This window comes from Bradyrhizobium sp. AZCC 1610 (genome assembly GCF_036924515.1).
Lineage (GTDB): Bacteria > Pseudomonadota > Alphaproteobacteria > Rhizobiales > Xanthobacteraceae > Bradyrhizobium.
This window is the reverse complement of the sequence record NZ_JAZHRR010000001.1, coordinates 226,414-253,044: the sequence shown is the minus strand read 5'-3', so window position 1 is coordinate 253,044 and position 26,631 is coordinate 226,414. Positions and strand designations below refer to the sequence as shown.

The window sequence follows — 26,631 nt, the reverse complement described above, 5'->3', positions numbered from 1 at the left end:
AGTAATTAATGCGACAACCCGCGCTACGCGCGGAAAACAGCGCAACTGACGACGAATCTGGCGCATTTGTGGCCGATTCTTGCTGCTGACCGCGAGGAATGCGCGCCAAAGCCTTTGCAAACAGGGGTCTCGTGAGTTGTAGTTAACAGGAGCTCAACTTACTTTTGTCACGTTTCCGACCTAAATTTGTCCTCGCGCGGCTCCAACAAACTTATGTGTGCTGGCGGACTCCCTGGGTCTGACAGCTCGTTCCGTCGGGCAGACGGACATTTGCCGGCAGGGGGCTTAAGGCAGTGGAAGCCGTGGGGATGGTGTGTTCGCGAGACATGAGCTCGCAGGCAGGTGTCGTCGAACGAAGAGACGACGCGCTGCACCTTGATTCAAATCTTCCAGCCACACTTGGCAGCGCCTGGAGGACGGACGTGGATTGTTCCGCGCGCCTGCTCCATCGCCTGGATCCCTTGTCCGACAAGCCCGCAGCCGTTATCGCCGCCAACAAATCCGCTGGGTAATCCGCCAAGTGTCATGAGGAGTAAGCGTATGAGTAGTGTGAGCGAGCAGGATCATCTCAATCCCCGCGATCCCCTGTACTACGCGCCGCGCTCGCTACGTGAGCGGTCGGCGATGCGCGGTGCAAGCCCCGAGACGCCGTTTTCTCCGGTGTCCTTCGACTCCCAGCTCGAGAGCGCGGTATCCGATGCGCTGCGCCATCCCCTCGATCCCGAGGTCATGCACGAACCCGACCTGGCGTCGAAGAAGGCATTGTGGACCGTCGCAGCGCGCTTCGCTGCCGCCATCGGCGTCGCGGCGCTCGTGGCGCTGTTCTTCGTCGTCGCCGTGCCCGGATCGCGGCAGAGCGACGGTGAGCCGTCGACGTTCACCAACGTCGCACAGTCGATCAAGAACGCGCTGTCTCAATCCGGAGAGGCTTCGCCAAAGCCTGCGATCAACGACTTCCAGGCCCTTCTCGCCTCCACGCCGCCGAGTGCTCCGGCAGCGTCCGAGCAGGACAGCCAATTGCTCAAGCAGTTCATGCAGTGGCGCGAGAAGCCGGATCCGGCCACACCACAACGCACCAACCCATAATCCAGACGGAGGGCTGACCATGCCCGAGAACCGACTTTCGGCGATCTTGTTCTCAAGGGAGTCTGCCATGACCTCGCTCCGCGTCACCTTGCTGGTCGGGGCCATGCTGTTCAGCATCGCAGGCAGCGCGCAAGCCGCCGGCGACATTACGATCGTGCGCGACCTTGCCGGCCGCGTCGGCCCCGTGATCGGCTCGGCACAGGCCTGCCGCGACATTGCGCGTCCCCGCATCCAGACCATTGTCGACAAGTTTTCACAGGTGATCCGGGAAGCCTCGTCGAACGAGGCGGAGCGTTCTGACCTTACCCAGACGTTCGATCGCACGGTGTCCGAAGGACGCACCGCCGTGACCTCGGGCAGGGTCGATTGCATTCGGGCCGATCGTCAGCTTGCCGATCTTGAACGCTCGATCTCCGGACCGAGCCTCTCCAGCGTCATCGGTCCGTCGCCAGCCGCCGCGGCGACCGCCGCGAATGCAGCGACCGCGCCGACAGCCAATGTCCCGGCCGGCCCGCTGCCGCGCGGCATAGGCGAAAAGGAAATCCGCTTCGGCATCGCAGCGCCCTTCTCCGGCTCGGCCCGCGAGCTGGGACGCCAGATGAAACTGGGAATCGAAACCGCCTTCAACCGGATCAACGATTCCGGCGGCGTGGACGGCCGGATGCTGAAATTGTTCGCCGCAGACGACGGCTACGAACCCTCGCGCACCGGCGAGGCCATGAAGCAGCTCTATGAAAAGGACCAGGTGTTCGGCATCGTCGGCAATGTCGGCACGCCGACCGCGGTGGTGGCGGTCCCCTACGCGCTTGAGCGCAAGATGCTGTTCTTCGGCGCATTCACTGGCGCCAACATCCTGCGCAACGATCCGCCGGATCGCTATGTCTTCAACTATCGCGCCAGCTATGCCGAGGAAACCGACGCCGTCGTTCGCTACCTCGTCAAGATACGCCGCATACCGCCCAAGCAGATCGCGGTCTTCGCCCAGCAGGATTCCTACGGCGACGCCGGATTTGCGGGAGTCGCAAAGGCGTTTCGTGCGATGGGCCTCAACGATGGCGCCATCCTCCGCCTCAACTACGCGCGAAACACCGTCGACGTCGAGGATGCGATCAACCAGTTGAAGCTTGCGAAGCCGCCGATCAAGGCAGTCGTCATGGTGCCCACCTATCGGGCCGCGGCAAGGTTCATCGAGAAGACGCGCGACCTCTATCCCGGCATGATCTACACCAACGTCTCGTTCGTCGGCTCCACCGCGCTTGCCGAAGAACTGAAGCTGTTGGGACCGCGTTACACCAACGGGGTCATCGTGACGCAGGTAGTGCCGGCCGTGTCGGGCTATTCGTCCGCCGTGCTCGAATACAAGAATGCGCTCGCCAAATACTTCCCGGGCGAGGCGCCGGACTATGTGTCGCTCGAGGGCTTTGTCGCCGCCAACGTCCTGATCCAGGGCATCAAGCGGGCCGGGCCGCAGCTCGACACCGAAAGGCTGATCGACACGCTGGAGACCATGCGCAATCTCGACCTCGGTCTTGGGACCTCGCTCGGCTTTGGCCGCTCCGAGCACCAGGCCTCGCACAAGATCTGGGGCACGGCGCTCGATGAAAGCGGACGCTACCAGCCGCTCGACCTCGAATGATCAGGAAGCCGCGATCCCGGTGATCGCGGCTTCATCATGTTTGATGTCTGCGGTCAGCGCTTTTCGATGACGAGACTTTGGATGGCGCGGCCGAAATAGCCGCGCTCATCGGCGAGCCGCGCCATCGATAGCCCCGCGCCGTCGGGACCTATCCAGGATTCAGCATCGAGCAGTATCCAGTCGCCGACCGGCTCTCGCGAAAAATTCACGGTCAGGTCGGCGTTGAGAAAGGTCCAGGCGCGAAAGTCCAGCACCGCCGAGGTGCCGTTGCAGAAATCCGCCGCCGCCATCGCCCGCATCGCCTGCGAGACCGGGGCGCCTTCCACGATCGGCCGGTCGACGCGGTACCAGATCGCGCCGGGACCGGGCGAGCCGAACCGGCCGCGAGCGGCGCGCAGCGACATGCCTGATACGAACGGACTGGAGGAAAAATCCGCGGGCTCGACACGCGATTGATCCGGCCCCGGAAGCTCGACCGGCAGGATCGCAGCCTCCGGCGGCAGTTCGTGCGCCTGCACCTTGATCTTCAGCACGGTCGCGCCGACCACGACGACGCCTTTAGCCAACAACCTGACCGCGCAAAGCTGGATCTTGCGCCCTTCGCGCAAGACATCGCTTTCGATCGTCAGCGGCGCCACCGGCACGGGGCGCATCAGGTCGACGGTCACGCGGGCGACCCGCATCGCGACCGGCGTCGGAATCCGCTCTGCCGCCCACACCACCAGCGCCGCCGGCGGCGAACCGTGCTGCATGCTCGGGTCCCATGGTCCCGCAGCAAAGGGGTTGGTGACGACGTTGCTGCCGTCAACGCGAAAGATGGCATCCATTAATGAGACGTCCTGTCGATCAAGGGGAACAGCTTCTTGCCTGCTCCGGCGGAACGAGTCGAGGCCGCGGCAGGCAGAGCGCCGTGCGCCATTCGCAAGAGACGGAGAGCAGGACGGCGCGCGTCAAATGAACGCCATGCCGCCATTGAGGACGATGGTCTGTCCGGTCATGTAGCCGTTGCCGAGCACCATCGCGACGGCTTGCGCCACTTCGTCGGCCTGGCCCATGCGGCCGAGCGGGATGTTGCGCGCCAGATCCGTGCGGCCGCCCATCATGTCGGTTGCGATCAGCGACGGCGCCACCGCGTTGACGGAGATGCCTTCCTTGACGAGACGCGCCGCGTAGCCGCGCGTCAGGCCTTCCATGCCGGCCTTGGAGGCGTTGTAGTGCACGCCGATGGCGCCGGCGCCGCGCGCGGCGCCCGACGAGATGTTGACGATCCGGCCCCATTGGCGCGCCCGCATCGCCGGCAGCACGGCCTGCGTGCACAGGAACGCGGATTTCAGGTTTACCGCGATGGTGCGGTCGAAATCGTCCTCGGTCAGATCATCGACGCCCCGCACGATCGCGACGCCGGCATTGTTGACGAGAATGTCGATCGGGCCGAGCGCGGAAGCGACCTGCTCGACCAGACCGGCAACGGAAGCGGCCTGCGAGACGTCGGCCGCAATCGCGATGGCGCGGCCGCCGCCAGCCTTGATCCGGGCAACGATCGCATCGGCATCACCCGCGCGCTCGCGGTAGTTGACCGCGACCGCGGCGCCCAATTCCGCAAGCGTCAGCGCAACCGCCGCGCCGATGCCGCGGGATGCGCCCGTCACCAGCGCGACATGCGCACTCAGATCCTGTCCGGCCATCATCGATCCTCCGTCGCATTGACGACGGGGCGCGCTCCGCAAGACGCATTACAATGCGGGGTCGACCGCCTCGTCGTATTCTTGTCTGAACCGCGCGATCAGTTCAGCGGCCGGCAAAACCTCGGCGACGCTGCCGACGCCCTGGCCGGAGCCCCAGATTTCCTTCCAGGCTTTCGGCTTGGCGCGCTCGCCGGAAGCATCGGTGCCGAAGCTCATTTTCGACGGATCAGAGGTCGGGAGGTTGTCGGGATCCATACCGGCCGCGACGATCGACGGCTTCAGATAATTACCGTGCACGCCGGTGAAAAGGTTGGAATAGACGATGTCTTCCGCGGTCGAGGTCGTGATCATCTGCTTGTAGCCCTCGACGGCGTTGGCCTCCCTGGTGGCGATGAAGGCGGAGCCGATATAGGCGAAGTCGGCGCCCAATATCCGCGCCGCGCGGATGGCCCGGCCGTTGGCAATCGCCCCCGACAACGCAATCGGACCGTCGAACCAGGCCCGCGTCTCCGCCACGAAGGCCAGCGGCGAAATCTCGCCGGCATGTCCACCGGCGCCGGCCGACACCAAAATCAATCCATCGGCGCCCTTCTCGACTGCCTTGTGCGCGAACTTCTGATTGATCACGTCGTGGAACACGATGCATCCCCAGCCATGCGCCGCCTGGTTGAGTTCCTCGCGAGCGCCGAGCGAGGTGATCATCATCGGCACCTTGTGCTTCTCGCAGAGCGCCAGATCCTGATCGAGCCGGTTGTTCGACTTGTGCACGATCTGGTTGACCGCAAACGGCGCCGACGGCCGCGTAGGGTTCGCCTTGTCGTAAGCGGCGAGTTCTTCCTTGATCCGCGCCAGCCACTCGTCGAGCAGCGCCGGCGGGCGCGCGTTGAGCGCCGGGAACGAGCCGACCACACCCGCCTTGCATTGCGCGATCACGAGATCCGGCACGGAAATGATGAAGAGCGGCGCACCGATCACGGGTAGCGACAAACGGCCCTTGAACAAGGCAGGCATGGACATTCGAAACGATCCTTCAGTTTATTCCGCAAGCACGACCCTAGAGATGCCGGACGTCATACCAACAACAAGGCAATCTTTCCAGTGTCAAGTATTGCGTTTTGGCGCTACTGGCAGAGCGCCCTCGTTACGTAATTTTCGGTCTTGCAGTCGCCCGGCTGGCGCTTGTAGCCCGGCAGGTACACTTTCGGCGAGCATTTCTCTGCCGCATCGGTGTCGAGGCTCTTGCCTTGCTTGTAGCCCTTGATCTGGCACAGCCGGTCGGCGCCGGCCTTGCAGTCCGGCGCGCCGTTGGCCGCCACAAGACATGCCGCTCGCCCGCTCACCATGATCGAGGGCCTGGCCATGTTCGACAGGCTCTGGCCGGCGTCCTTGGTGCGCGCGTTGAAATCGTCGAGGGTCTCGCTCGGGCTCTTCAGCGGCGGCAGCAGCGATTTGGATTTCTCGAACAGCTTGCCGATCTCGTTGATCAGGCCCGGATTTTCCTCGCGCGGCGGCGGAGGCGGGTCGATCTGCTGTGTCGCGGGCTGGGCCGGCACCGGTTGCTGGGCCGGCGACTGCAAGCCGAGCGACGGCTGGGGTGCCGTTTGCGTCCACCCGGCATCGGGGGCTGTCGCCAGCATCGACACTGCAAGGCCGAAGGTCGCGACCTGCGTCCCGAATAGCTTGAGAATATGGCCGGTTCGATCGGACATGTGACGAAACCTAGCTTTAAAGGCCGAGGCCCGAAAAGCCGCTCGCTAGACCAGCTTGTAGGCAATGTAGAAACCGAGCACCAGCACGACGGCGCCCAGGGCGACCCAGAAGCCAAGCCGCCTTTCCAATTCCTTCCGGATCAAGTCGCCGTAACGGTTGAGCAGGACGGCGACTATGAAGAAACGCCCGCCGCGCGCCACGATGGAGCACAGGATGAACAGCCAGATATTGTAGCCCGCGAAGCCCGAGGTAATGGTGACGAGCTTGTAGGGAATCGGCGTTAGCCCCTTCACCAGGATGATCACCGCGCCCCATTCGGCATAGGAGGCCCGGAAGGTCTCGACCTTGTCACCGAGGCCGTAAAGGGTGATGAGCCAGTGCCCGATCGAATCGTAGAGCAGCGCGCCGATCGCGTATCCGAGCACGCCGCCGGCGACGGAAGCGATCGTACACACGGTGGCGAACCACCATGCCTTCTTCGGCCGCGCCAGCGACATCGGCAGCAGCATGATATCGGGGGGAATCGGGAAGAACGAGCTTTCCGCGAAGGCGACCGCCGCCAGAATCCAGAGCGCGTAGGGCTTGTCAGCGGCGTCGATGCACCAGTCGTAGGTCCGTTTCAGCATGGCCGCATGAACCATCATGCGGCGGATTTGTCCATGCCGGAAAAAGACGGAATTCGAAAGGAAATTAGTGCCGTTTACGCAAGGAGCGGCCTTCCAGCGCGACAATTCGCCGCCGGACCGCAGGGGGTGCCGTCGCCTTGGACAACTCCTTGGGCAAAGTCTTGGGCAACGCCTTGGCGGGTAGCGCCTTGCTCGCCAGGACTTTGGGCATTTTGACCGCCGACTTCGGCAGCTTCTCGGCGATGCCGAGCATTTCCTCACGCCGCCCCATTTCGCGCCAGACGTCCTCCGGCTTCACGCCGGCCGAAGCCCACAGGACGGTCAGGTTATAGAGCAGATCGGCGCTCTCGCGGACCACCGCCTCGGTGTTGCCGTTGACGGCGTCGATGACGACTTCGATGGCCTCCTCGGCGAGTTTCTTGGCCATCCTGGAGGGACCGCGCTGAAACAGGCGGGCCGTTCGCGACGTGGCCGGATCGAGATCCCTGGCCGCGATGACAGCCTGATAAAGCCGTTCGAGCGAATCACTCATTCTCCGAACCTAATGCAAAGCCGTGGCGAGCGTGTTAACGGCCGGGCCTGCAACCACAAAAAATCCACCGGCCGGGGCGGCCGGTGGATTCATCTTTAACGGTGGCGATTTTAGCGATCACGTTTACCAGTCGGCGAGGGGATGCCCGCGAAAGTGGGGCACGCCCGATCGCCTGTAGTAGCCGCCGCCATAGTAACCGTAAGCGGGCTCGCTGTAATAGATCGGTCCGCCACCGTAGTAGCCGTAGCTGTCATAATAATAGTCGCGGCGGTTCTGCGCGGCCGCGATCGCAAGGCCCGTACCGACGATGCCGGCGAACGCCGCTGCAGCAGCGGCACCGCCGCCACGGTAGTACCTGCGCCGGGCGCTGATATCGGTCGCGTCACTGGTCCCGGTCGAAGCGGTCACGCCCTTGGCCGAAGACGCGGAGCCGGCAAAGGCCGTCGACGGCGCGACGGCCGTCAGCGCCACCGCCACAACTGTCGCCACCGCGCTGGCGCGGCCGATCGATGAAAACACACCCTTTCGCGCAAACATCTCGATATCCTCCGTGGAAGCTGGCCGACAGGCCTCAGATAGCTAACCATCGAGCGGATACTAGGTTCCCCAATCCGAACGGCAGCTGAACGATCCCTGGCAAAATCGTGGCAGTCATCGACCGTTCAGGTTAGATGCTGCAGAATGGCTCGCCCAAGGGCGATTCATGCCGTTGGCGATGTCACGAAACAGTCATCGCCAGCGCGGCAACTTGTCCCACCTCGTGCTGATGTAATCTCGATGCGTGCTATCAGGACCAACGCCATCCGCTCTCGCCTGAGCGTTCTCTTGAGCATTCTCTTGGCTTCCCTTGCCGGGCTGTGCGCAATTGCGGGCTTGATGGCAAACGATGTCCTGGCCGCGGACGATCCTCCTCGGCCTCCACTTGCGATCCAGTTTTCGCTCGACCGTCCAATCGATGCCGCCGCCGCCCCGTTCGTGATGGCCACAGCCGGCGGCCTGTTCGGCGCGGAAGCGCTGGCGGTCACCACCAACATCGCCAGCGGATCGTCGGACGCGATTGCGCGCGTCGCGGCAGGCACCAGCGATTTTGCTCTCGTCGACATCAATGCGTTGATGCGGTTTCGCGACAAGGACAAGCAGGGCGGCCCCAGGATCAAGGCGGTGTTCGTACTGTTCAACAAGGCGCCCTATTCCATCATCGCCCGCAAGAGCCGCGGCGTCCGCGCGTTGACCGATATCGAGGGCAAGACTCTCGGCGCCGCTGAAGGCGACCTGTCGATCCGGCTGTGGCCGGCGGTGGCACACCAGAACGGCATCAAGATCAAGACTGTGAAACAGAGCAGCATCAGCGCCGCGGTGCGCGAGCCGATGCTGTCGGCAGGCCAGATCGATGCTGTGACCGGATTTTCCTATCTGTCGGCGATCAGTTTGAAGGACCGCGGCGTGCCCGCCGATGACCTGGCAGTGCTGAAATTCGCCGAGTATGGCTGCGAGGCCTATGGTTTCGCTGTTATCGCCAATCCGGCGCTGGCGGCCGCCAAGCCCGAGGCGGTGAAGGGGTTCGTGCGGGCCGTGATCAGCGGCCTGCATCTTACGATCAAGGACCCCGCAGGCGCTGCGACCGAAGTCGCCAATCGCATGGACGGCGGCTCAAAGGACCTCGAACTCGAACGCCTGCAGAGCATCCTGCGCGACAACATCCTGACCAGCGAAGTGAAACGCAACGGCATCGGCGCGATCGATCCGGCGCGATTCGAACGCTCGATCGACCAGGTCGCAGAAGATTTCAAGTTTCAGAGGCGGCCGCAGGCCTCCGACATTTTCGACGACCAGTTCCTGCCGCCGCTCACCGGCCGTTTGATCAATTGAGTAAAATGTAACTCCTCACGGTGAGGAGGTCGGCGGGCGTGTCCGCGGCGATCAGAACAAAATTCATCCCGCTCTGGTTCTCCACCGCGATCCCTGATTAGTATAGTGGCCGCTGATCGCTTCCTTTGAGTCCTTATCCGAATGTCCATGCTGCGCCTTTACACCCGCGTCCTCGAGCTGCTCGGCAAGGAGGCGCGGCTGGGCTGGATTCTCGCCGTCGCCAACCTGCTGCTGGCCGCCGCGCAATTCGCCGAGCCGGTGCTGTTCGGCAAGATCGTCGACGTGCTCTCCGGCAAGCCGCAGACCGGGCCGCTGGCCTCGAATTCGGCCTGGCCGCTGCTGGCGGCCTGGGTGGCGTTCGGCCTGTTCACGATCGCCTGCAGCGCCATTGTCGCGCTCCATGCCGACAAGCTGGCGCACCGCCAGCGCCAGGCGGTACTGACCGATTATTTCGAGCACATTATGCAACTGCCGCTGACCTTCCACACCGGCACCCATTCCGGCCGGCTGATGAAGGTGATGCTGAACGGCACCGACTCGCTATGGCGACTCTGGCTCGCCTTCTTCCGCGAGCATTTTGCCGCCATCCTGTCGCTGGTGGTGCTGTTGCCGCTCGCGCTTTACATCAACTGGCGGCTGGCGATCCTGCTGTTCGTGCTGTGCGTGGTGTTCACCGTGCTGACGACGCTGGTGGTGCGCAAAACCTACGGCATGCAGAGCGAGGTCGAGGCGCAGTACAGCGATCTCTCGGCGCGCGCATCGGATGCGCTCGGCAACGTCGCGCTGGTGCAGAGCTTCGTGCGGATCGACGCGGAAGTTCAGGGCCTGCGCTTCGTCGCCGACAAGCTGCTCGCCGCGCAGATGCCGGTGTTGGGCTGGTGGGCGCTGGTCACCGTCATCACCCGTGCATCAACGACCATCACCGTACTCGCGATCTTTACCGTCGGCATCTACCTGCACGCACAGGGACAGACGACGGTCGGCGAGATCGTGATGTTCGTGAGCTTTGCGACCATGCTGATCCAGAAGCTCGAACAGGTGGTGAGCTTCATCAACAGCGTGTTCATGGAGGCGCCGCGCTTACAGGAATTCTTCGACGTGCTGGACGCGGTGCCTGCGGTGCGCGACCGGCCCGGCGCCATGGACACCGGGCGGCTTTCCGGCTTGATCGAATTCCACGACGTCTCGTTTTCCTATGACGGCAAACGGCCCGCGGTCGAAGACGTCTCGTTTACCGCCCTGCCCGGCCAGACCATCGCGCTGGTCGGTCCGACCGGCGCCGGCAAATCGACCGCCATCGCGCTATTGCACCGCGCCTTCGACCCGCAATCCGGCATCATCAAGATCGACGGCATGGATGTACGTGCCTTGAAGCTGACCGCGCTGCGGCGGAACATCGGCGTGGTGTTCCAGGAGGCGCTGCTGTTCAACCGCTCGCTCGCCGACAATCTGCGCGTCGGCAAGCCGGACGCCACCGACGAGGAAATGCGCATCGCGGCAGGCCGCGCGCAGGCGCTGGAATTCATCGAGCGCAGCGACAAGAAATTCGAGACCCATGCCGGCGAGCGCGGCCGCATGCTGTCCGGCGGCGAGCGGCAACGGCTGTCGATCGCACGCGCGCTGCTGAAAGACCCGCCGATCCTGATCCTCGACGAGGCAACCAGCGCGCTCGACGCCGTTACCGAGGCCAAGGTCAATGCCGCCCTCGACGAGGTCATGAAGGGCCGCACCACCTTCGTGATCGCGCACCGGCTTTCGACCATCCGCAACGCCACCCGCATCCTGATGTTCGACAATGGCCGGGTGATCGAAAGCGGAACTTTCGATGAGTTGGTGGCCAAGGGCGGACGCTTTGCGGAACTCGCGAAGGCCCAGTTCATGGTGCAGGAAAATGCGAGGGCCAGCATTGAGGCCCGATAGAACGCTGTTAACGTTCAACTATCGTCGAAATTGCGCCTATTTCATCCACGATTTAGTGGCTGGGCCTCTGTTCTGGATCGCCAAGCCGGTATAGGTTTGCAACCGCCGCAAAGCAACGGCGCCGGACACGCTTGAAACCCGAACGTTAGATCGAGAGGACCTCCTTTTTTCAAGGCGGGTCTCAAAGGACCGGAACGGAAAAGTGCATTTTCTTCGCCCGCTGCTTCGCGCTTCCTCGTTGAACTGGATTTTCCTGGCGACGGCGCTTGCCGTCGTGACGCCGCGCGCCGTGCACGCCGAAGCGCTGCTGGTCGTCGAAGCCGATACCGGCAAGGTCCTGCAGGCCGATAACGCCACCATGCCTTGGTATCCCGCCTCGGTGACCAAGATCATGACCGCCTACGTCACGCTGAAGGCCGTGAAGGAAGGGCGTCTGTCGCTCGACACGCTGTTGACAGTGTCGCTGGTCGCCGCCTCGGAGTCGCCGTCCAAGATGGGTTTTCCTCCGGGCACCCAGGTCACCGTCGATAACGCGCTGAAGATGATGATGGTAAAGTCGGCCAACGACATGGCCGTGGTGCTCGCCGAAGGCGTCGGCGGATCAGTCGACGGTTTCTCCGGCATGATGAACCAGACCGCCTCGAGGCTCGGCATGACGCAGACGAGCTACGTCAATCCGAACGGCCTGCCGGCGGACGGACAGGTCACCTCGGCGCGCGATCTCGCGATCCTGGCACGCGCCGTCATTCGCGACCTGCCGGAATACGAATACTTCATGCACATCCCCTCGATCCGCTACGGCCGCAGGGTGACGCAGAATTTCAACAAGCTGATCGGGCGCTATCCGGGCGCCGACGGCTTCAAGACCGGCTTCATCTGCGCTTCCGGCTACAATCTGGTCGCCTCCGCGACCCGCAACGGCAAGCGGCTGATCGCCGTCGTGCTCGGCGCATCGTCGGGACAGGCGCGCGCGGTTCGCGCGGCGCAATTGCTGGAGCGCGGCTTCGGCGGCAACGGGCTGGGCTGGCTGAAGCCCGCGCTCGGCACCGTCGACAACCTGGTTCCGATCGATGCGACGCCGCCGAACCTGCGCGATGAGATGTGCAACGGCAAACGCAAGCGTCCCGCCACCGACGAGGATGCCGACGTCGTCGCCAGCAACGGCAGCGCGTCGACCGGCGAGGCGGCGGTTACGTTCTTCACCGCCGGACTGCAGCCGCCGTTAGCCAAGCCCGCGGACCTGCTGGCGGCTGCGGCCGAGCCTTCCGAGCCCGTTCCGGTCTATACCGGTCCGACCAAGACCGGCGCCGCATTGATCGCGGCCGTTGCGGCGGAGGCCGAGAAGCAGGCGTCGGCAAAGCGCGGCAAGAAGTCGAAGATTGCAGCGAAGAAGCCCGATGCCGCGGCAGCGCCCAAGGCTGAAGCCAACGCAAAGCCGTCAGCCAAGCCTGCGGCCGTCAGGCATGCGAACGCCAAGCCGGAGACTGCCGCCAAGCCGGCCGCTGCGGCCGAACGAAAGCCACCCACCAAACCCGCAGCCACCCAACCCGCAGCCGCCAAGCCCGCGGCCGTCGGAGACAAGCCCGCGCCGAAGCCGGCCAAGCCGAAGGCCGCCGCTAAACCCAAGGGCGAAACCAAGCCGGCTGGTTAACGGCCCACGCGGCCGCGTAATTTGGCAGTTTTTCTGCCATTCGGCCGAACTATTCCAGGTCGCCGAAATGCGTCGATAGCACGCAGCCGCTTGCCATCGGCGGCGGCATTCACAATACTGCCGAAAACAAGGCGCGCCCGGCCGAGAAACAGGGAAACAACCAGAGGGGAAATACCATGGAGCGGTTCTGGCTCAAGCAATATCCGGCCGGCGTGCCAGCCGATATCGACGTCACCCAGTACTCATCGCTGGTCGAGCTGTTGGAAGAAAGCTTTGCGAAGTTCGCCGACCGCAAGGCATTCATCTGTATGGACAAGTCGATCAGCTACCGTGACCTCGACGAAATGTCGGCCGCGCTTGGCGCCTATCTGCAGAGCAAGGGCCTGCAAAAAGGCGCCCGCGTCGCGCTGATGATGCCGAACGTGCTGCAATACCCGGTCTCGACCGCCGCCGTGCTGCGCGCCGGCTATGCCGTGGTGAACGTCAACCCGCTCTACACCCCGCGCGAGCTCGAGCATCAGCTCAAGGATTCCGGCGCCGAGGCGATCATCGTTCTGGAGAATTTCGCCACCACGGTACAGCAGGTGATCGCACGGACCGCGGTCAAGCACGTGATCGTCGGCAGCATGGGCGATCTGCTCGGCTTCAAGGGCGTGATCGTCAACCTGGTGGTCCGCAAGGTAAAGAAGATGGTGCCGGCCTGGTCGATCCCGGGCGCAGTCTCGTTCAACGAGGCGCTCGCCGCCGGCCGCAGCCTGAAGCTCAGCAAGCCGAAGCTCACGCTCGATGATGTCGCCTTCCTGCAATATACCGGCGGCACCACGGGCGTCTCCAAGGGCGCGACGCTCCTCCACCGCAACATCCTTGCCAACGTGCTGCAGAATGACGCCTGGCTGCAGCCGGCGCTGAAGAAGCCGCCGATTGTCGACCAGATGGTCATCGTCTGCGCGCTGCCGCTTTATCACATCTTCGCGCTGACCGCGTGTTACCTGCTCGGAGTGCGCGCCGGTGGCACCAATCTGCTCATTCCCAACCCGCGCGACATGGCCGGCTTCGTCAAGGAGCTGGCGAAGTATCAGGTCAGCTTTTTCCCGGCCGTCAACACGCTTTACAACGGCCTGTTGAATACACCGGGGTTCGACAAGCTCGATTTCTCCAAACTGAAGATCTCCAACGGCGGCGGCATGGCGACGCAAAAGCCCGTTGCCGAGAAATGGCTGAAGACCACCGGCTGCACACTGTCGGAAGGCTACGGCCTGTCGGAGACGTCGCCGACGCTGACCTGCAATCGCGCCGACATCGAGGAGTTCTCCGGTACGATCGGCCTTCCCGTGCCCTCGACCTATCTCTCGATCCGCGACGATGAGGGCAACGAAGTGCCGCTCGGCACTCCCGGCGAGATCTGCGCCAAGGGCCCGCAGGTGATGGCCGGCTACTGGAACCGGCCGGAAGAGACCGCCAACGTAATGACCGCGGACGGCTTCTTCCGCACCGGCGACATCGGCGTGATGGACGAACGCGGCTACACCAAGATCGTCGACCGCAAGAAGGACATGATCCTGGTCTCGGGCTTCAACGTCTATCCCAACGAGATCGAGGAAGTGATCGCAAGCCATGCCGGCGTACTCGAATGCGCCGTGATCGGCGTCGCGGACGCGAAGTCGGGCGAGGCGGTGAAGGCGTTCATCGTCAAGAAGGACCCGAACCTGACTGCGGAGGACGTCATCAAGTTCTGCGGCACGCAGCTCACCGCCTACAAGGTCCCCAAGCAGATCGAGTTCAGGACCGACCTGCCCAAGACCAATGTCGGCAAGATCCTGCGCCGCGAGCTGCGCGATGAGAAAAAGGCCGCGGCGTAAGGGGTGCACGGACCGCTGTTGATGGCTGAAGCTCCTATCACGCCGGCCGGCATTTTGGCGTTCTGGCGTGATGCCGGCCCCGACCGCTGGTACACGCCCGACGACGCCTTTGACGCGGAGGTGCGCCGGCGCTTTCTCGGCCTGTGGCAGCGCGCGGCGGCCGGCGAACTATCCTCATGGGAAACGAGCGATGACGGCGCGCTGGCGCTCGTCATCGTGCTCGACCAGTTTCCCCGCAACATGTTCCGCGGCGACATCGGGACCTATGCCAGCGACCGCCTCGCGCGCGAGGTGGCGCACCGCGCCATCGATCGCGGCGTGGATGCGCGGATCGATCCCGCTTTACGTGAATTCCTCTATCTGCCCTTGATGCATTCGGAGCACCTGGCCGACCAGTTGCGCTGCATCGAGCTGTCGCGCGCGGCCGGCCACACCGAAAGCCTGAAATGGGCCGAACACCACGCCGACATCATCCGGCGCTTCGGCCGCTTCCCCCATCGCAACCGCCTTTTGGGCCGCGCGACCACGCTAGAGGAGCAGGCCTTCCTGGATGAAGGGGGCTTTTCCCCCTGATGACGGAAGCGTGAACGACCACTACCGTTGCCGTTTCGCTTGCCCTGAATATTGTGCCGGTCACCCGCCCGGTCTAAGAAACTATCCGCTCATTGAGGGAGAATTGACGATGACAATCCAAGTTGGCGACAAGCTGCCGGAGGCCAAGTTTCGCGTGATGACGGCGGAAGGCCCGCAGGTCAAAACCACCGACGATATTTTCAAGGGCAAGAAGGTCGCGCTGTTCGCGGTGCCCGGCGCCTATACCGGCACCTGCCACAAGATGCATCTGCCGAGCATCTTCCTCAACGCCTATGCCATCAAGGACAAGGGCGTGAACACCATCGCCATCGTTTCCGTCAACGACGCCTTCGTCATGAACGCCTGGAAGCGCGACACCGACCAGCGTGACGAAGCGGTGTTCCTCGCCGACGGCAATGCCGATTTCACCAAGGCGATCGGCATGGAGCTCGACGCCTCCGGCAACGGGCTGGGCATCCGCTCCAAGCGCTATTCGATGCTGGTGGACGACGGCGTGGTGAAGAAGCTCAACCTCGAGCCCGCGCCAGGCAAGGTCGAGGTCTCCGGCGGCGATACGCTGCTGGGGCAGCTCTGAGAGCAAGCGCCTTCGCCTCAAGGAATTGGTCATGGCCGGGCCTGTCCCGGCCATCCACGTCTTGATGCTCGACCGAAGTGAAGACGTGGATGCCCGGGACAAGCCCGGGCATGACGGCGGATGGCTCCCGCCATTCTCGCAGCGCGGATGGTGGGTTTCGCTGCGCTACTCACCCTACGAGCGCAACCCTACTTCCCCACCCTCTCCTGCAACCGCGCCATCGCCACGCCGTCGCGCGCCAATTGATCGGCGCGCTCGTTTTCGGCGTGGCCGGCGTGGCCCTTGATCCAGTGCCAGCGCACCTGGTGCGGTTTCAGCGCGGCATCGAGCCGCTGCCATAGTTCGACATTCTTGACCGGCTTCTTGTCGGCGGTGCGCCAGCCGTTCCGCTTCCAGCCGTGGATCCAGGCTGTGATGCCCTGGCGGACATACTGGCTGTCGGTGGTGAGGTCGACCACGCACGGCTTCTTCAGCGCTTCCAGCGCCGAGATCGCCGCCATCAGCTCCATGCGGTTGTTGGTGGTGTGTGCCTCGCCGCCTTTCAGTTCCTTCTCTTTGTCGCCGAATCTCAGGATGGCGCCCCAGCCGCCGGGGCCGGGATTGCCCGAGCAGGCGCCGTCGGTGAAGACCGTCACGTGAGGGAGTTCGCTCAAGCGACGCATCCTGGCTGGGTCAGGCCGTAATCGCGCACGCTCGCGACGTTCTGGTGGAAGCGCAGCTTGCGGACATATTCGAGCGGGTCCTTTGGCTTCACCAGCGCGCCCGGCGGCACGTTGAGAAAGTCGACCAGCCGCGTCAGCAGGAAACGCAGCGCCGCGCCGCGCGCCAGCAGCGGCAGCGCCTCCTGCTCGGTATCAGACAATTGGCGCTCGCGGCCATAGGCATTGAGCAGCGCCCGCGCCTTGGTGACGTTGAAGGCATGATCCGGCTCGAAGCACCACGCGTTCAGGCAGATCGCGACGTCGTAGGCCAACATGTCGTTGCAGGAAAACGGGAAGTCGATCAGCCCCGACAATTTATCGCCGAGGAAGAACACGTTGTCGGGAAACAGATCGGCATGGATGACGCCGGGCGGCAGATCTTTCGGCCAGCGCGCTTCGAGGTGATCGAGCTCGCGCGCGATGAAGTCCTGCAAGCCGGGCGCGACGCTGTCCGCACGCGGCGCGGCGAGATCGAACAACGGCCGCCAGCCCTCGACCGACAGCGGGTTCTTGCGGAACATCGGGAAGTCGCGCCCCGCCAGATGCATCCTGGCGAGCGCTTCGCCCACGCCGGTGCAATGCGAGGCATTGGGCCGCCGCGGCCACATGCCTTCGAGGAAGTTGATGATCGCCGCAGGACGCCCGGCTAGTTCGCTATAGACCTCGCCCTTGCGATTCCTCGCCGGCTGCGGGCAACGCACGCCGCGCTCGGCCAGATGCGCCATCAGCGACAGGAAGTACGGCAGGTCGTCCACCGCCACGCGCTTTTCATAGAGCGTGAGGATGAAGGCGCCTTTGCTGGTATGCAGCAGAAAGTTTGAGTTCTCGACGCCCTCGGCGATGCCCTTGTAGGAGAGCAACTCGCCGATGTCGTAGCCTTTCAGGTACTCCGCGAGATCTTCGGCGGCGACGTCGGTGTAAACCGCCATCGCGACTACTCGGCGGCAGCTTCGGGCCGCAGCGAACGCGGCAGCGGGAAGAACTCGTTCTCCTCCGCGGCCGACACCGTCTCCACATGCAATTCGAAGCGCTCGGCGAAGGCGCCCATGATTTCCTCGACGATCACCTCCGGCGCGGACGCGCCCGCCGTGATGCCGAGGCTCTTGATGCCCTCGAAGCGCGACCAGTCGAGATCCGAGGCGCGTTGCGCCAGCACCGAGACCGGGCAGCCCTCGCGCTCGGCGACTTCGCGCAGGCGCTGCGAGTTCGACGAATTCGGCGCGCCGACCACGATCAAAGCATCGACCACCGGGGCCACTTTCTTGACCGCGAGCTGGCGGTTGGTGGTGGCGTAGCAGATGTCTTCCTTGTGCGGCCCGTTGATGTTCGGGAAGCGCTCCTTGAGCAGCGCAACGATCTCCGCGGTGTCGTCGATCGACAGCGTCGTCTGGGTCACGAAGGCGAGGTTGTTCGGATCCTTCGGCGTGAACGTCTTGGCGTCCTCCGCGGTCTCGATCAGCGTCACCGCGCCGGCCGGCAACTGGCCGAGCGTGCCGACCACCTCCGGATGATGAGAATGCCCGATCAGCAGAATTTCTCGGCCGCGCTTGAAGTGGATCGCAGCCTCGCGGTGCACCTTCGTGACCAGCGGACAAGTCGCGTCCAGCGAAAAGAAATTACGGGCGCGGGCGTCTGCCGGAACCGATTTTGGAACCCCATGGGCCGAAAACACCACCGGAGCGTTGGTATTGTCGGGAATTTCGGCGAGTTCCTCGACGAAAATCGCGCCCTTGGTCTTCAGGCTGTCGACCACGTAGCGGTTATGCACGATCTCGTGACGGACATAGACCGGGGCGCCATAGATGGCGAGCGCCCGCTCGACGGTATCGATGGCCCGCACTACCCCGGCGCAGAAACCACGGGGAGAACAAAGCACGATTCTGAGGTGTGGTTTGGCTGGCGTTGACACAGAAGGCATCGGGGCTATCTCGGGACCGAATCACCCCTTGCCGGCGGGCAGGGAACGGCCAATTCGGATAAGGACTTGGGACTGCTTTCGGGCTCTGTCAAGGCACTTTAGCAGACCATTGCGCCAATACCCCGGGAAGGCGTATATAGCGCCCTAATTCCCGTCATCACCGATGACCATAGGCTTCGCCTCCAAAAGAGGTGGGCGAGGCACAAAGGAGATTTGCCATGAGCAATGCACCGCTGATGCCAAAAGCGACTGCCGTGTGGCTGGTTGACAATACCGCGCTGACCTTCGACCAGGTGGCCGATTTCACCAAAATGCACCCCCTGGAGGTCCGCGCCATCGCCGACGGCGACGCCGCCCAGGGCATCAAGGGCATGGACCCGATTTCGACCGGACAATTGACCCGCGACGAGATCGAAAAGGGCGAAAAGGACCCGAATTACCGCCTCAAGCTCGGCGAGAGCAAGGTCGTCCTGCCGCCGGCTGCCAAGAAGAAGGGCCCGCGCTACACCCCGGTGTCGCGCCGCCACGAGCGGCCGAGCGCGATCCTGTGGCTGGTCCGCAACCACCCCGAGCTGAAGGACGCGCAGATCATGCGCCTGGTCGGCACCACCAAGACCACCATCGCGAGCGTCCGCGACCGCACGCACTGGAACGCCTCGACCTTGACCCCGATGGACCCGGTGACGCTCGGCCTGTGCTCGCAGATCGAGCTCGATTTCGAGGTGCAGCGCGCGGCCAAGGAAAAGCCGGTGCCCGCGGCTTACGGCGGCGCGACGCTGCTGCCGGCCTCCGAGACCACCAAGAAGGAGCCGGAATTCGAACCGAGCGAAAAGCAGCAGGACGACCTCAACGTCGACGCGGTGTTTGCAAAGCTGAAGACGATCGGCGGCAAGAAGCAGGACGACGACGAGGAGTAAGGGGCTCCCCGTATTCGGGTTGCCAGATTTCGAACGCGGCGGTTCATCCCGCCGCGTTTTGTTTGCGGCGAATACTGCGGGGCCGGCTGGCTGCGCTTCAACCGTACTTGAGCTTCATCAAGAGGATTCCGCCGGCCAGCACGATCGTAATCGCATTCGCAACGATCAGCGGTGCATCTCCGGAAAGCAGGCCATACAACAGCCAAAGCAGGATGCCGAGCACCATGACGAGGAACATTCCAAGCGAAATGTCTTCGGTGGAGCGGGTTCTCCAGACTTTCACGAACTGCGGTGCATAAGCGAGGGTCGTACACGTGGCTGCGGCAAACCCCAGCAGCTTGATTGCAAGTTGTTCCATGCCGGTCTTATAGCATCGATTCGAAGATGGATTTGCGAAGGATGACCGGGTGAGCCGATCCACCCCTCACGCCTTCTTCAAGAACTCCGTGCGCAGCACCAAGCCCTTGACCTTGTCGGTGCGGCCTTCGATCTCGTCCTCATTATCGGTGAGGTGGATGTTCTTGATCGTGGTGCCGCGCTTGAGCACGGTCGTCGTGCCCCGCCAACGGGTCGCGCGAATGCGCGCCCGATGACAGGCTCCGGCGGGGTATCCAGTACGCCGCGGCTTCTCCGCTGAATCGCTGACGTCTCTGGAATACTTGTATGGGGGTGATCAAGAGTGATCGTTGTCAGATCATTGCTGTCGTCTCCTTGTTCGACGAAGACCGACATCTCCTCGTCCCGACCCCGAGACGACTAGCCGCCTGGGCGGAACGACGGTCAAGGGTGGCCGCAGGCCATCGCGGAGCGACGCAGCCCTTGACGGTCGTGAGCCCGGCGGCAGGCTTGAGGGCGGGACGAGGTTTGGCGTTAGCGGCATAGGGACGATTTCCGAGGCGAGCCCACCGTGGACGCGATACCGCGTCGCAGACTTGTATTCGGTTGATCGATCGGGACCAGAACCATGATGCATGCATGCGCATCGGGGGGCGAAGCTCCGGGGCGGCGGGTCCATTCTGGGTCGCGGCGCAAAGGCCATGTATTCCGGCGGATCACCGCCACCTCGGATGTCGTCGGCAGACTGCCGGCTGCTGAACCGTCAATCGTGTTGGAGTTGCGGAAGCTGCATGGTCAAGTGCCGGCCGGGCGCAGCCTGAGCCCCTCCGTCATCTCGCCGGTGGTTGCCAGCCGCCACAGCGCGATGAGCAGCTTGCGCGCCAGCGCCACGATCATGGTTTTGCGCGTGGCGCTGCGGCCATCTGCGGTGCGCTCGCGGAACCAGCGGACGAGCCGGCTATCCTTCTGGAAGATCAGAAAGCGCCAGGCCAGTTGGATCATGCCGCGACGGACCCGACCATTGCCGGCGCGGGTCCCTTCTCGCGCCGGCGCTTGCCGCTCTCGTCCGGCGCGCCGGTTAGTCCAGCATAGCGCGCCACGGCTCTGCGATCACGCAGCTTGCGCACCAACGCCTCATTTACCAGCATGTCGGCGGTCTCAATGCCGACGCCAAAAACCCTTGCGATCAGACGAACCATCGCGTGAGGCCTTGTCGTTGCGGCCGGCGCGAGCGCGAGCCGGCGCAACCGTTCACTTTCGATGATGTGGATCTGGTCGTGCACCAGGCGCAGCCGCTCCAGATCGCGGCGCAATTCGGCGTGGGCATTTTCCGGTAACGGTGTTCCTTCCGCGGTGTGCAGTGTCTCCAGCTTCTGCGCCGCCTTGCGCAGCCTCGGATTGAACCCGCCGATGCCGAACAGGGCGAGGACAGCCTTGATCCGGTTGACGATCCGTGTTTGCTCGCCCACGAGGCTCTCCCGCTCACGACTCGGCCGCCGCGCATCTTCTTCCGCCATGGTCGGGATCGCGACCATGCTGCAATGGCGCTTCTCGCCACGCAGCCAGCCGAGAAACGAGCGCATCAGCAGTTCCGTATCGATCCGATCGGTCTTGGCCCGGCGGTGCTCGCGGGACACTGCGATGCTTGCGGCATGGATGACGTAGGCCTCGATGGCGCGCGCCTGCAGCCAGCGCGCCAGCCAGAATCCGTCTCGCCCGGCCTCATAGGCGCAGACGATCCGCCTGACCGTCCGCCCGGCCTTGCGCGCTTCATCCTGCCAGCGCTGCAACAGCTTCAGCAGAGCGTCCGCATTTGCACCAAGCTTCTTCAGGGGCTGGCGCTCGACCCCCGGGATCACAGCCGCAACAAGCCACTTCGACTGGCTCATCTCGATCACTGCGACCAACGTGCTATCCTGTTCGAAGGCGGTGAGGGACCTGCTGGCGTCAAACGATTGCGACATGGGGTGCTCCATTGCGTGATCACGGCGCTCGAGGGTATCCACACCCTCGCCGCCGCTCCCCCCATAGCATCTGGATCACCCGCATTCGCGGGTGACGACAATGGAGTATGACTTCGCGATCTCGCGACATGAGCTGCCCGAGGTTTGCTTGAAAACTTCCCGCCCTCTTCGATTAGAGGGCGCAGGGAAGACCGGGTGCTTGCTGCACCCGCGGTCCCGTGTGCGATTTGCGCAAACAAAAGTGCACACGAGCATACAGGGCAGCGGGAGCATTCCGGCCTTCCCTGCGCAATGGCTTTACGGCTTACTTCGTGCTCTCCCTGGTGAACGGCTTTCTTGCCACCATCGCCGGCGGGACACTTCCCGCCAACTTAGCGCCAGCACCGCGGCGCCCGAACCACACGACTTCGCCGTACGCTCAAGCTGCACACGTCAGTCGCAGCTCTCGCGTCCATCGCATCTCACCGCACGTTCGTGACGATGGCCAACGCCCCTCATCTGCCGTGAGACGGGCAGAGTTATGCCGATGATTTGCTTTGGAAGTTAAGCGGAATATTTTTGCGGGAAGGGCTGGACAGGTTTTGGGTGATTTGCCCGTCGTGTTGATTTGTCGCGGTTGTGCGTCGAGATTGTGCTTGCGCGCAAAGCAAATCAGTTCGCAGTCAGTAGGGTGGGCAAAGCGAAGCGTGCCCACCATCACGAGCGAGCGTGAAATGGTGGGCACGTTGCTAACGCTCCTTTGCCCACCCTACAAAATAAAGATCGCGCGCGAACATGCGGAGCCCGCGCGTCCAGCTACCCATATCGAAGCGCGTCGACCGGATCGAGCCGCGCGGCGCGCCATGATGGATAGAGCGTCGCGAGGAATGACAGCGTCAACGCCATGACCACAACGGCGGCGGTCTCGCCGACATCGATCTCCGCCGGCAGCTTCGACAGAAAGTAGAGTTTTGGTGGAAACAATTCGGTATTGGTGATCCAGGAAAGAAATTGCCGGATAGCTTCGATATTCAGGCAAACCAGCATGCCGACGAGAAGCCCGGTCAGCGTGCCGACCACGCCGATCGCAGCACCCGCGATCAGGAACACCCGCATGATCGCCCCTCGCGAGGCGCCCACGGTGCGCAGAATGGCGATATCGCTGCCCTTGTCCTTCACGAGCATGATCAGGCCCGAAACGATGTTCAGCGCGGCGACCAGCACGATCAAGGTCAGGATCAGAAACATGACATTGCGTTCGACCTGAAGTGCAGCGAAAAAGGCTGAAGTGCGCCGGCGCCAGTCGACAAGGAACACCGGCCGCCCGGCGGCGTCTGCCACCGGCCTTCTGAATTCGTCGACCCTGTCGGGGCTGGCTTCGATGAAAACTTCGATCGCGCTCACGTCATCGGCGCGATTGAAATAGGCCTGCGCCTCGGCAAGCGGCAGAAAAACCATCACGGAATCATATTCCGACATGTCGAGGCTGAACACCGCCGCGACCTTGTACGGCTTGATACGAGGCGCTGCACCCTTCGACGTCACGGCTCCGCCAGGCGCGACCAGCGTGATGTTGTCGCCGGCCCGGAGCGACAATTGATCGGCAAGCCTGCGTCCGATGGCGACGCCTTGTCCCTGCTCAAATGCATTCAGCGAGCCCTGCTGGATGTTGCTGGCGATCGAGGCGAGTTTATTGAGATCATCGGGGCGAATGCCGCGAACGAGTACCCCTGAGGCATTCTGCGCCGACGATGCCAGCGCCGGACCGTCCACCACGGGAACCGCAAGCCGGATGCCTGAAACCTGACTGATGCGCTCAGTGACGTCCTTCCAATCCGTCAGCGGCTGTTCGAGTGGTTGCACTACAAGATGGCCGTTCATGCCGACGATCTTGTCGATCAATTCCTTGCGAAAGCCGTTCATGACGGCCATCACGATAATCAGCGTCGCAACGCCAAGCATGATGCCGAGGAACGAGAAACCGGCAATGACGGAGATGAAGCCTTCCTTGCGACGCGCTCGCAGGTAGCGCCCGGACACCAACCATTCGAATGCTGAGAAAGGCAATGGGCGCGGGGGATTCTCCATGGCCCCAATCATAGCGCGTTTTCGGCAGGATTCGAATGCTCACGCTAGTGGGGAAGCTTCATCCACTGCCATATTTCGGATGTTGTCGCCGGGGATGCCGATCCACAAAATTGAGTCAACGGCGGCTGCGCTGCATACAGGCAGTCATATAGCCCTTCAAGGCGCCCCCACCCCCATGGGGGCGAAGACCCATGTTCGCTGCCTCTTGCTCGCACCGTTCTCGCCGGGCAATCAGCCCAGGATGCTTGGCACTCAAACAGGAAAATCGGGACGGGCCGGATGGGTAGGTCCAACAATTTTGCGCGCTTGCTGACCCGGAAGCCAAAATCGCGAACATCGCTAGTGGGATCAAACAGCGTGCCATTCACAACTCAACTTGTGGCCTTGTTAAGGGTACAGCGGGTCAGCCGTTGTGTGTTACTGCGTCAGAACGACAATCAGAGCCACCATGATCGCGAAAATCAGCAGTGCCGGGAGGGATTTTCGGATCAGTGGCCTCGTCGAATGGCGCTCAGCCGATAGACCGGGCTGAGGTTTAGGCCGTCTCTGGACCCGAACGACTTTGCCCTCTGTCGTTGATGTGCGAGCTTTTGGTTCCGGCGCCGCGCCCACGCCGCCCATTTCGCTGTAATAGGCGCTGTAAATCTCGCGAACGGCCAGGGCCGTGGACTCGGCCTCGCTCATCGTCTCCAGTCGGGCCCGATAATTAGTCAGAAAGCTCTGTGCGTTTGGCGGAAGGTCATCGAACCCACCGAGCTTGGCCATCATTAGCCAAGTGGCAAAATCCGCCTCGGCCCTTGTGCGAGCTTTCTTGGCGATACTTGTGTTGGAGCTAGAGGACATGGTGGTCCGGTCGTTTCGCCCACCCAAACTCCCCGGCGTTCATGGCGATCGTTGGACAGTCCCCCGCTTGGGTATCTCGGTTGCCCGTCTCGTGCGCGATACCGATTAAATCATGGTTCTAGCCCTATACAACTGACATCCCTCCCCGACCAACACATGTCCGCTGTTGGCACCTTCTGGGACATGCCCGCCTATCCTGAGAATATCCATTCACCGGGGTAGACCGGAAGTCGCCATGGTCCGGTCAAACGACGCGAATGACCCTGGCTGTGTGAAAACGTGGAATCTCGGGAAGGGCAGAGAATCTGCTTCTGAGATGCCACGGCGCCGAAATTCAGCATGCTCTTCACGCTCCTAGAGCGAGCTTCCCAAGAAATACTTTTCTCCGCAATTTGCTCGGCGCTGCGTTTTCACACGGCCAAGACCCAAAGCCGACACCCCCGAAAAGTCGATTTTTATCCTAAACTGGACTGCCCCCTGGCTGCGGACTTGCGGGCTGATATGCTCACTGATCAGTGCGCTTGTTCGCAACGGCGCTTGTTGCGGCATATCGGTCGGCGGTAAGTCGCCGAAGGACACCATGATGACTGTTTCGGATTGCGAAATTGCCCTCGCCACGACTGATGATATTCCCGGAATCGTAGCCCTTCAGAGCCTCAATCTGCGCAGCAATGGCGGGGCACTTTCCATCGAATTTTCCAGCGACTGGTTCGAACGCGTGCTTTCCGAGATGCCAATCATCGTCGCCCGGCGGGAAGGGCGTATCGTCGGGTATCTCGTCTCAAGTCCATTGTCAGCGGCAGCGAACATGCCAATTATCCAGGCGAAGCTCCGAGCTTATCCGGGGTCGAGCAATCCTTACAATCATGGTCCGGTATGCATAGCCGAGGATGAACGGAACCGCGGACTAATTTCTGCAATGTTTCAGGCATTACGGAAGCGATTGAGGGGTCGAGAAGGCGTCGCGTTTGTCCGACGCGACAATGCCGCGTCGCTTTCGGCGCATGCAAAGCTTGGAATGCGGCAAGCTGCCGAATTCACACATGACGGCGTCGCCTATGTTGTCGTCGCCTATATTGCATGATCGATCGATGAGTCCAGGATTCTGACGACTAATGGACATAGTTGTGACCCCAAAAGAACGAAGCGTACGCCAGTCGGCTGAACTGCGGTGTTTTTTGTGGGTAGCTTATTTCCCTACGGAAATCGATCTTCCGATTGCTCTTGCTTCATTCAGGACCAGTTTTAGGGCCCCGGCCGGCTGCCTGCCTTTCAGCGTCACCGCAGCCATTGGTCCTGCGATATCGCCGAGGTCGACCGGCAACGCCTTGATGCGACCCTTCCGGCCGGGGTGGTCCATCATGAATACCCGCTCTGCAGCAGGTCCAGTCGCAACTGGATCGAAAGAGTCGTTACCATCGCTTTGGGCATCGGCAGCCCTTTGGCCTGAAAGGCCTCCAGCATCAGTTGGTAGAGGAATGAGTCAGGGGGGCCGATCACCCAGCGTTCGTCCAGCAAATCACGAAGGGCTATGTTTCGCCGGCGGGCCAGCGGGTGTGCAGCCGAGGTTACCACTGTGACCCGATCGTGGAAAAGGACCTCCGTGTCGAGGTCCGGTTGGGATCGCGCAAGCACGGCGCGCGAAATTACCACGTCAAGTGTCCGGTTACGTAGCGCCGTGAAAAGAGTGTCGCTGTCGCCGAACACGACTTTGTAGATAATCTTCGGATAACGGCGTGATGTTCGCTCCACGACTATAGAAATATACGCCGACCAAGCATCGACAGCACCGACGCGGACCTCGCCGACGGTCGGATCGGAAAGGTTCTCGATCTCCTGCAAGCCCTGTTGCAGTTCATCGAGCATCGCGCGGCCGCGCCGCAGCAAAATATATCCGCTCGGCGTCAGCTCGGCGCCGCGCGAACTGCGGTCGAACAATGCCACGCCGAGATCACGATCGAGATCCGCGATCGCCTTCGAAATGGTTGGTTGAGAGATTGCCAGCTGCTCCGCAGCGCGGGCCATGCTGCCAGCGGCCGATACGGCCTCGAGCATGTGCAAATCCCTCAGTTTGAGGCGCCGGCTCATGAAATTGACCGAGACCACCGCTATGCCTTTTTCTGATAGGAGGTTCCGCTATTTC

The 26,631-nt window shown here is 62.7% G+C and carries 24 protein-coding genes and 2 pseudogenes; 10 read left to right on the top strand and 16 right to left on the bottom strand.

What is annotated here, in order from left to right:
- The first annotated feature begins 540 nt into the window (after positions 1-540).
- Both V1279_RS01250 and V1279_RS01245 read left to right on the top strand, forming a co-directional pair.
- Positions 541-1,086, top strand: a complete 546-nt coding sequence (locus V1279_RS01250) for a hypothetical protein (protein WP_334431763.1) — start codon at positions 541-543, stop codon at positions 1,084-1,086.
- 67 nt (positions 1,087-1,153) lie between these two features.
- Positions 1,154-2,722 carry an ABC transporter substrate-binding protein gene (locus tag V1279_RS01245; RefSeq protein WP_334431761.1) on the top strand — a complete coding sequence of 523 codons (1,569 nt, stop codon included), beginning with the start codon at positions 1,154-1,156 and terminating at the stop codon, positions 2,720-2,722.
- 53 nt (positions 2,723-2,775) lie between these two features.
- Here V1279_RS01245 and V1279_RS01240 read toward each other — a convergent pair whose 3' ends face one another.
- The 7 genes from V1279_RS01240 to V1279_RS01210 all read right to left on the bottom strand — a co-directional run bounded on the left by V1279_RS01240 (position 2,776) and on the right by V1279_RS01210 (position 7,812).
- On the bottom strand, positions 2,776-3,549 hold the full coding sequence (locus V1279_RS01240) for a thioesterase family protein (protein WP_334431759.1): 774 nt from the start codon (positions 3,547-3,549) through the stop codon (positions 2,776-2,778).
- A gap of 123 nt (positions 3,550-3,672) precedes the next feature.
- A complete protein-coding gene (locus V1279_RS01235; protein WP_334446140.1) occupies positions 3,673-4,407 on the bottom strand; it encodes an SDR family NAD(P)-dependent oxidoreductase in 735 nt (244 codons plus the stop codon).
- Between the two features lie 48 nt (positions 4,408-4,455).
- On the bottom strand, positions 4,456-5,424 hold the full coding sequence (locus V1279_RS01230) for an NAD(P)H-dependent flavin oxidoreductase (RefSeq protein ID WP_334431757.1): 969 nt from the start codon (positions 5,422-5,424) through the stop codon (positions 4,456-4,458).
- Positions 5,425-5,528: 104 nt separating this feature from the next.
- Complete coding sequence (locus tag V1279_RS01225; RefSeq protein WP_334431755.1) at positions 5,529-6,116, bottom strand: hypothetical protein; 588 nt, start codon at positions 6,114-6,116, stop codon at positions 5,529-5,531.
- Positions 6,117-6,161: 45 nt separating this feature from the next.
- Positions 6,162-6,743, bottom strand: a complete 582-nt coding sequence (locus V1279_RS01220; protein ID WP_334446138.1) for a YqaA family protein — start codon at positions 6,741-6,743, stop codon at positions 6,162-6,164.
- A gap of 64 nt (positions 6,744-6,807) precedes the next feature.
- A complete protein-coding gene (gene hisE, locus V1279_RS01215; RefSeq protein ID WP_334431753.1) occupies positions 6,808-7,275 on the bottom strand; it encodes a phosphoribosyl-ATP diphosphatase in 468 nt (155 codons plus the stop codon).
- A 123-nt stretch (positions 7,276-7,398) separates the two neighbouring features.
- Entirely contained in the window at positions 7,399-7,812 is a 414-nt protein-coding gene (locus V1279_RS01210) for a hypothetical protein (RefSeq protein ID WP_334431751.1), read from the bottom strand.
- 240 nt (positions 7,813-8,052) lie between these two features.
- Between V1279_RS01210 and V1279_RS01205 the strand changes: the two genes are divergently transcribed.
- The 6 genes from V1279_RS01205 (at position 8,053) to V1279_RS01180 (ending at position 15,742) form a co-directional block, all read left to right on the top strand.
- Positions 8,053-9,144 (top strand): ABC transporter substrate-binding protein, encoded by a 1,092-nt coding sequence (locus V1279_RS01205; protein ID WP_442894717.1) that lies wholly within the window; start codon positions 8,053-8,055, stop codon positions 9,142-9,144.
- Between the two features lie 141 nt (positions 9,145-9,285).
- Positions 9,286-11,064: a glucan ABC transporter ATP-binding protein/ permease gene (locus V1279_RS01200; protein ID WP_334431747.1), complete on the top strand. Its 1,779-nt coding sequence runs from the start codon at positions 9,286-9,288 to the stop codon at positions 11,062-11,064.
- Positions 11,065-11,266: 202 nt separating this feature from the next.
- Positions 11,267-12,715: a D-alanyl-D-alanine carboxypeptidase family protein gene (locus V1279_RS01195; protein ID WP_334431743.1), complete on the top strand. Its 1,449-nt coding sequence runs from the start codon at positions 11,267-11,269 to the stop codon at positions 12,713-12,715.
- Positions 12,716-12,891: 176 nt separating this feature from the next.
- Entirely contained in the window at positions 12,892-14,574 is a 1,683-nt protein-coding gene (locus V1279_RS01190; protein ID WP_334431740.1) for a long-chain fatty acid--CoA ligase, read from the top strand.
- A 21-nt stretch (positions 14,575-14,595) separates the two neighbouring features.
- Entirely contained in the window at positions 14,596-15,147 is a 552-nt protein-coding gene (locus V1279_RS01185; RefSeq protein ID WP_334446135.1) for a DUF924 family protein, read from the top strand.
- A 109-nt stretch (positions 15,148-15,256) separates the two neighbouring features.
- Complete coding sequence (locus tag V1279_RS01180) at positions 15,257-15,742, top strand: peroxiredoxin (RefSeq protein ID WP_057854710.1); 486 nt, start codon at positions 15,257-15,259, stop codon at positions 15,740-15,742.
- 188 nt (positions 15,743-15,930) lie between these two features.
- Here V1279_RS01180 and rnhA read toward each other — a convergent pair whose 3' ends face one another.
- From rnhA to ispH, 3 genes are read right to left on the bottom strand one after another with little or no spacing between them, the layout of a single operon-like run.
- Positions 15,931-16,395, bottom strand: coding sequence for a ribonuclease HI (gene rnhA, locus V1279_RS01175; protein ID WP_334431738.1), 465 nt, complete (start codon positions 16,393-16,395; stop codon positions 15,931-15,933).
- Positions 16,392-17,372 carry a homoserine kinase gene (locus tag V1279_RS01170; protein WP_334431736.1) on the bottom strand — a complete coding sequence of 327 codons (981 nt, stop codon included), beginning with the start codon at positions 17,370-17,372 and terminating at the stop codon, positions 16,392-16,394. The genes rnhA and V1279_RS01170 overlap by 4 nt, the downstream gene beginning before the upstream one ends.
- Positions 17,373-17,377: 5 nt before the next feature.
- The gene (ispH, locus tag V1279_RS01165) at positions 17,378-18,361 is read right to left on the bottom strand and encodes a 4-hydroxy-3-methylbut-2-enyl diphosphate reductase (RefSeq protein WP_334431733.1); all 984 of its coding nucleotides are present in this window, start codon (positions 18,359-18,361) and stop codon (positions 17,378-17,380) included.
- 218 nt (positions 18,362-18,579) lie between these two features.
- On the opposite strand from ispH, the gene V1279_RS01160 reads away from it, so the two are divergent.
- Positions 18,580-19,278: a DUF1013 domain-containing protein gene (locus V1279_RS01160; protein ID WP_334431731.1), complete on the top strand. Its 699-nt coding sequence runs from the start codon at positions 18,580-18,582 to the stop codon at positions 19,276-19,278.
- Positions 19,279-19,375: 97 nt separating this feature from the next.
- Here V1279_RS01160 and V1279_RS01155 read toward each other — a convergent pair whose 3' ends face one another.
- The 5 genes and pseudogenes from V1279_RS01155 to V1279_RS01130 all read right to left on the bottom strand — a co-directional run bounded on the left by V1279_RS01155 (position 19,376) and on the right by V1279_RS01130 (position 24,488).
- On the bottom strand, positions 19,376-19,636 hold the full coding sequence (locus V1279_RS01155) for a SemiSWEET transporter (protein WP_334431728.1): 261 nt from the start codon (positions 19,634-19,636) through the stop codon (positions 19,376-19,378).
- 66 nt (positions 19,637-19,702) lie between these two features.
- Positions 19,703-19,837 (bottom strand): annotated as a pseudogene (locus V1279_RS01150) (PhnA domain-containing protein); the annotation flags it as partial.
- Between the two features lie 572 nt (positions 19,838-20,409).
- Positions 20,410-21,578 (bottom strand): annotated as a pseudogene (locus V1279_RS01140) (IS110 family transposase).
- Positions 21,579-22,373: 795 nt separating this feature from the next.
- Entirely contained in the window at positions 22,374-23,657 is a 1,284-nt protein-coding gene (locus V1279_RS01135) for a lipoprotein-releasing ABC transporter permease subunit (protein WP_334431723.1), read from the bottom strand.
- Positions 23,658-24,062: 405 nt separating this feature from the next.
- A complete protein-coding gene (locus V1279_RS01130; RefSeq protein WP_334431721.1) occupies positions 24,063-24,488 on the bottom strand; it encodes a hypothetical protein in 426 nt (141 codons plus the stop codon).
- A 580-nt stretch (positions 24,489-25,068) separates the two neighbouring features.
- Between V1279_RS01130 and V1279_RS01125 the strand changes: the two genes are divergently transcribed.
- The gene (locus V1279_RS01125; RefSeq protein ID WP_334431719.1) at positions 25,069-25,572 is read left to right on the top strand and encodes a GNAT family N-acetyltransferase; all 504 of its coding nucleotides are present in this window, start codon (positions 25,069-25,071) and stop codon (positions 25,570-25,572) included.
- Between the two features lie 275 nt (positions 25,573-25,847).
- Here V1279_RS01125 and V1279_RS01120 read toward each other — a convergent pair whose 3' ends face one another.
- The gene (locus V1279_RS01120; RefSeq protein WP_334431717.1) at positions 25,848-26,576 is read right to left on the bottom strand and encodes a LysR family transcriptional regulator; all 729 of its coding nucleotides are present in this window, start codon (positions 26,574-26,576) and stop codon (positions 25,848-25,850) included.
- Positions 26,577-26,631 lie beyond the last annotated feature (55 nt).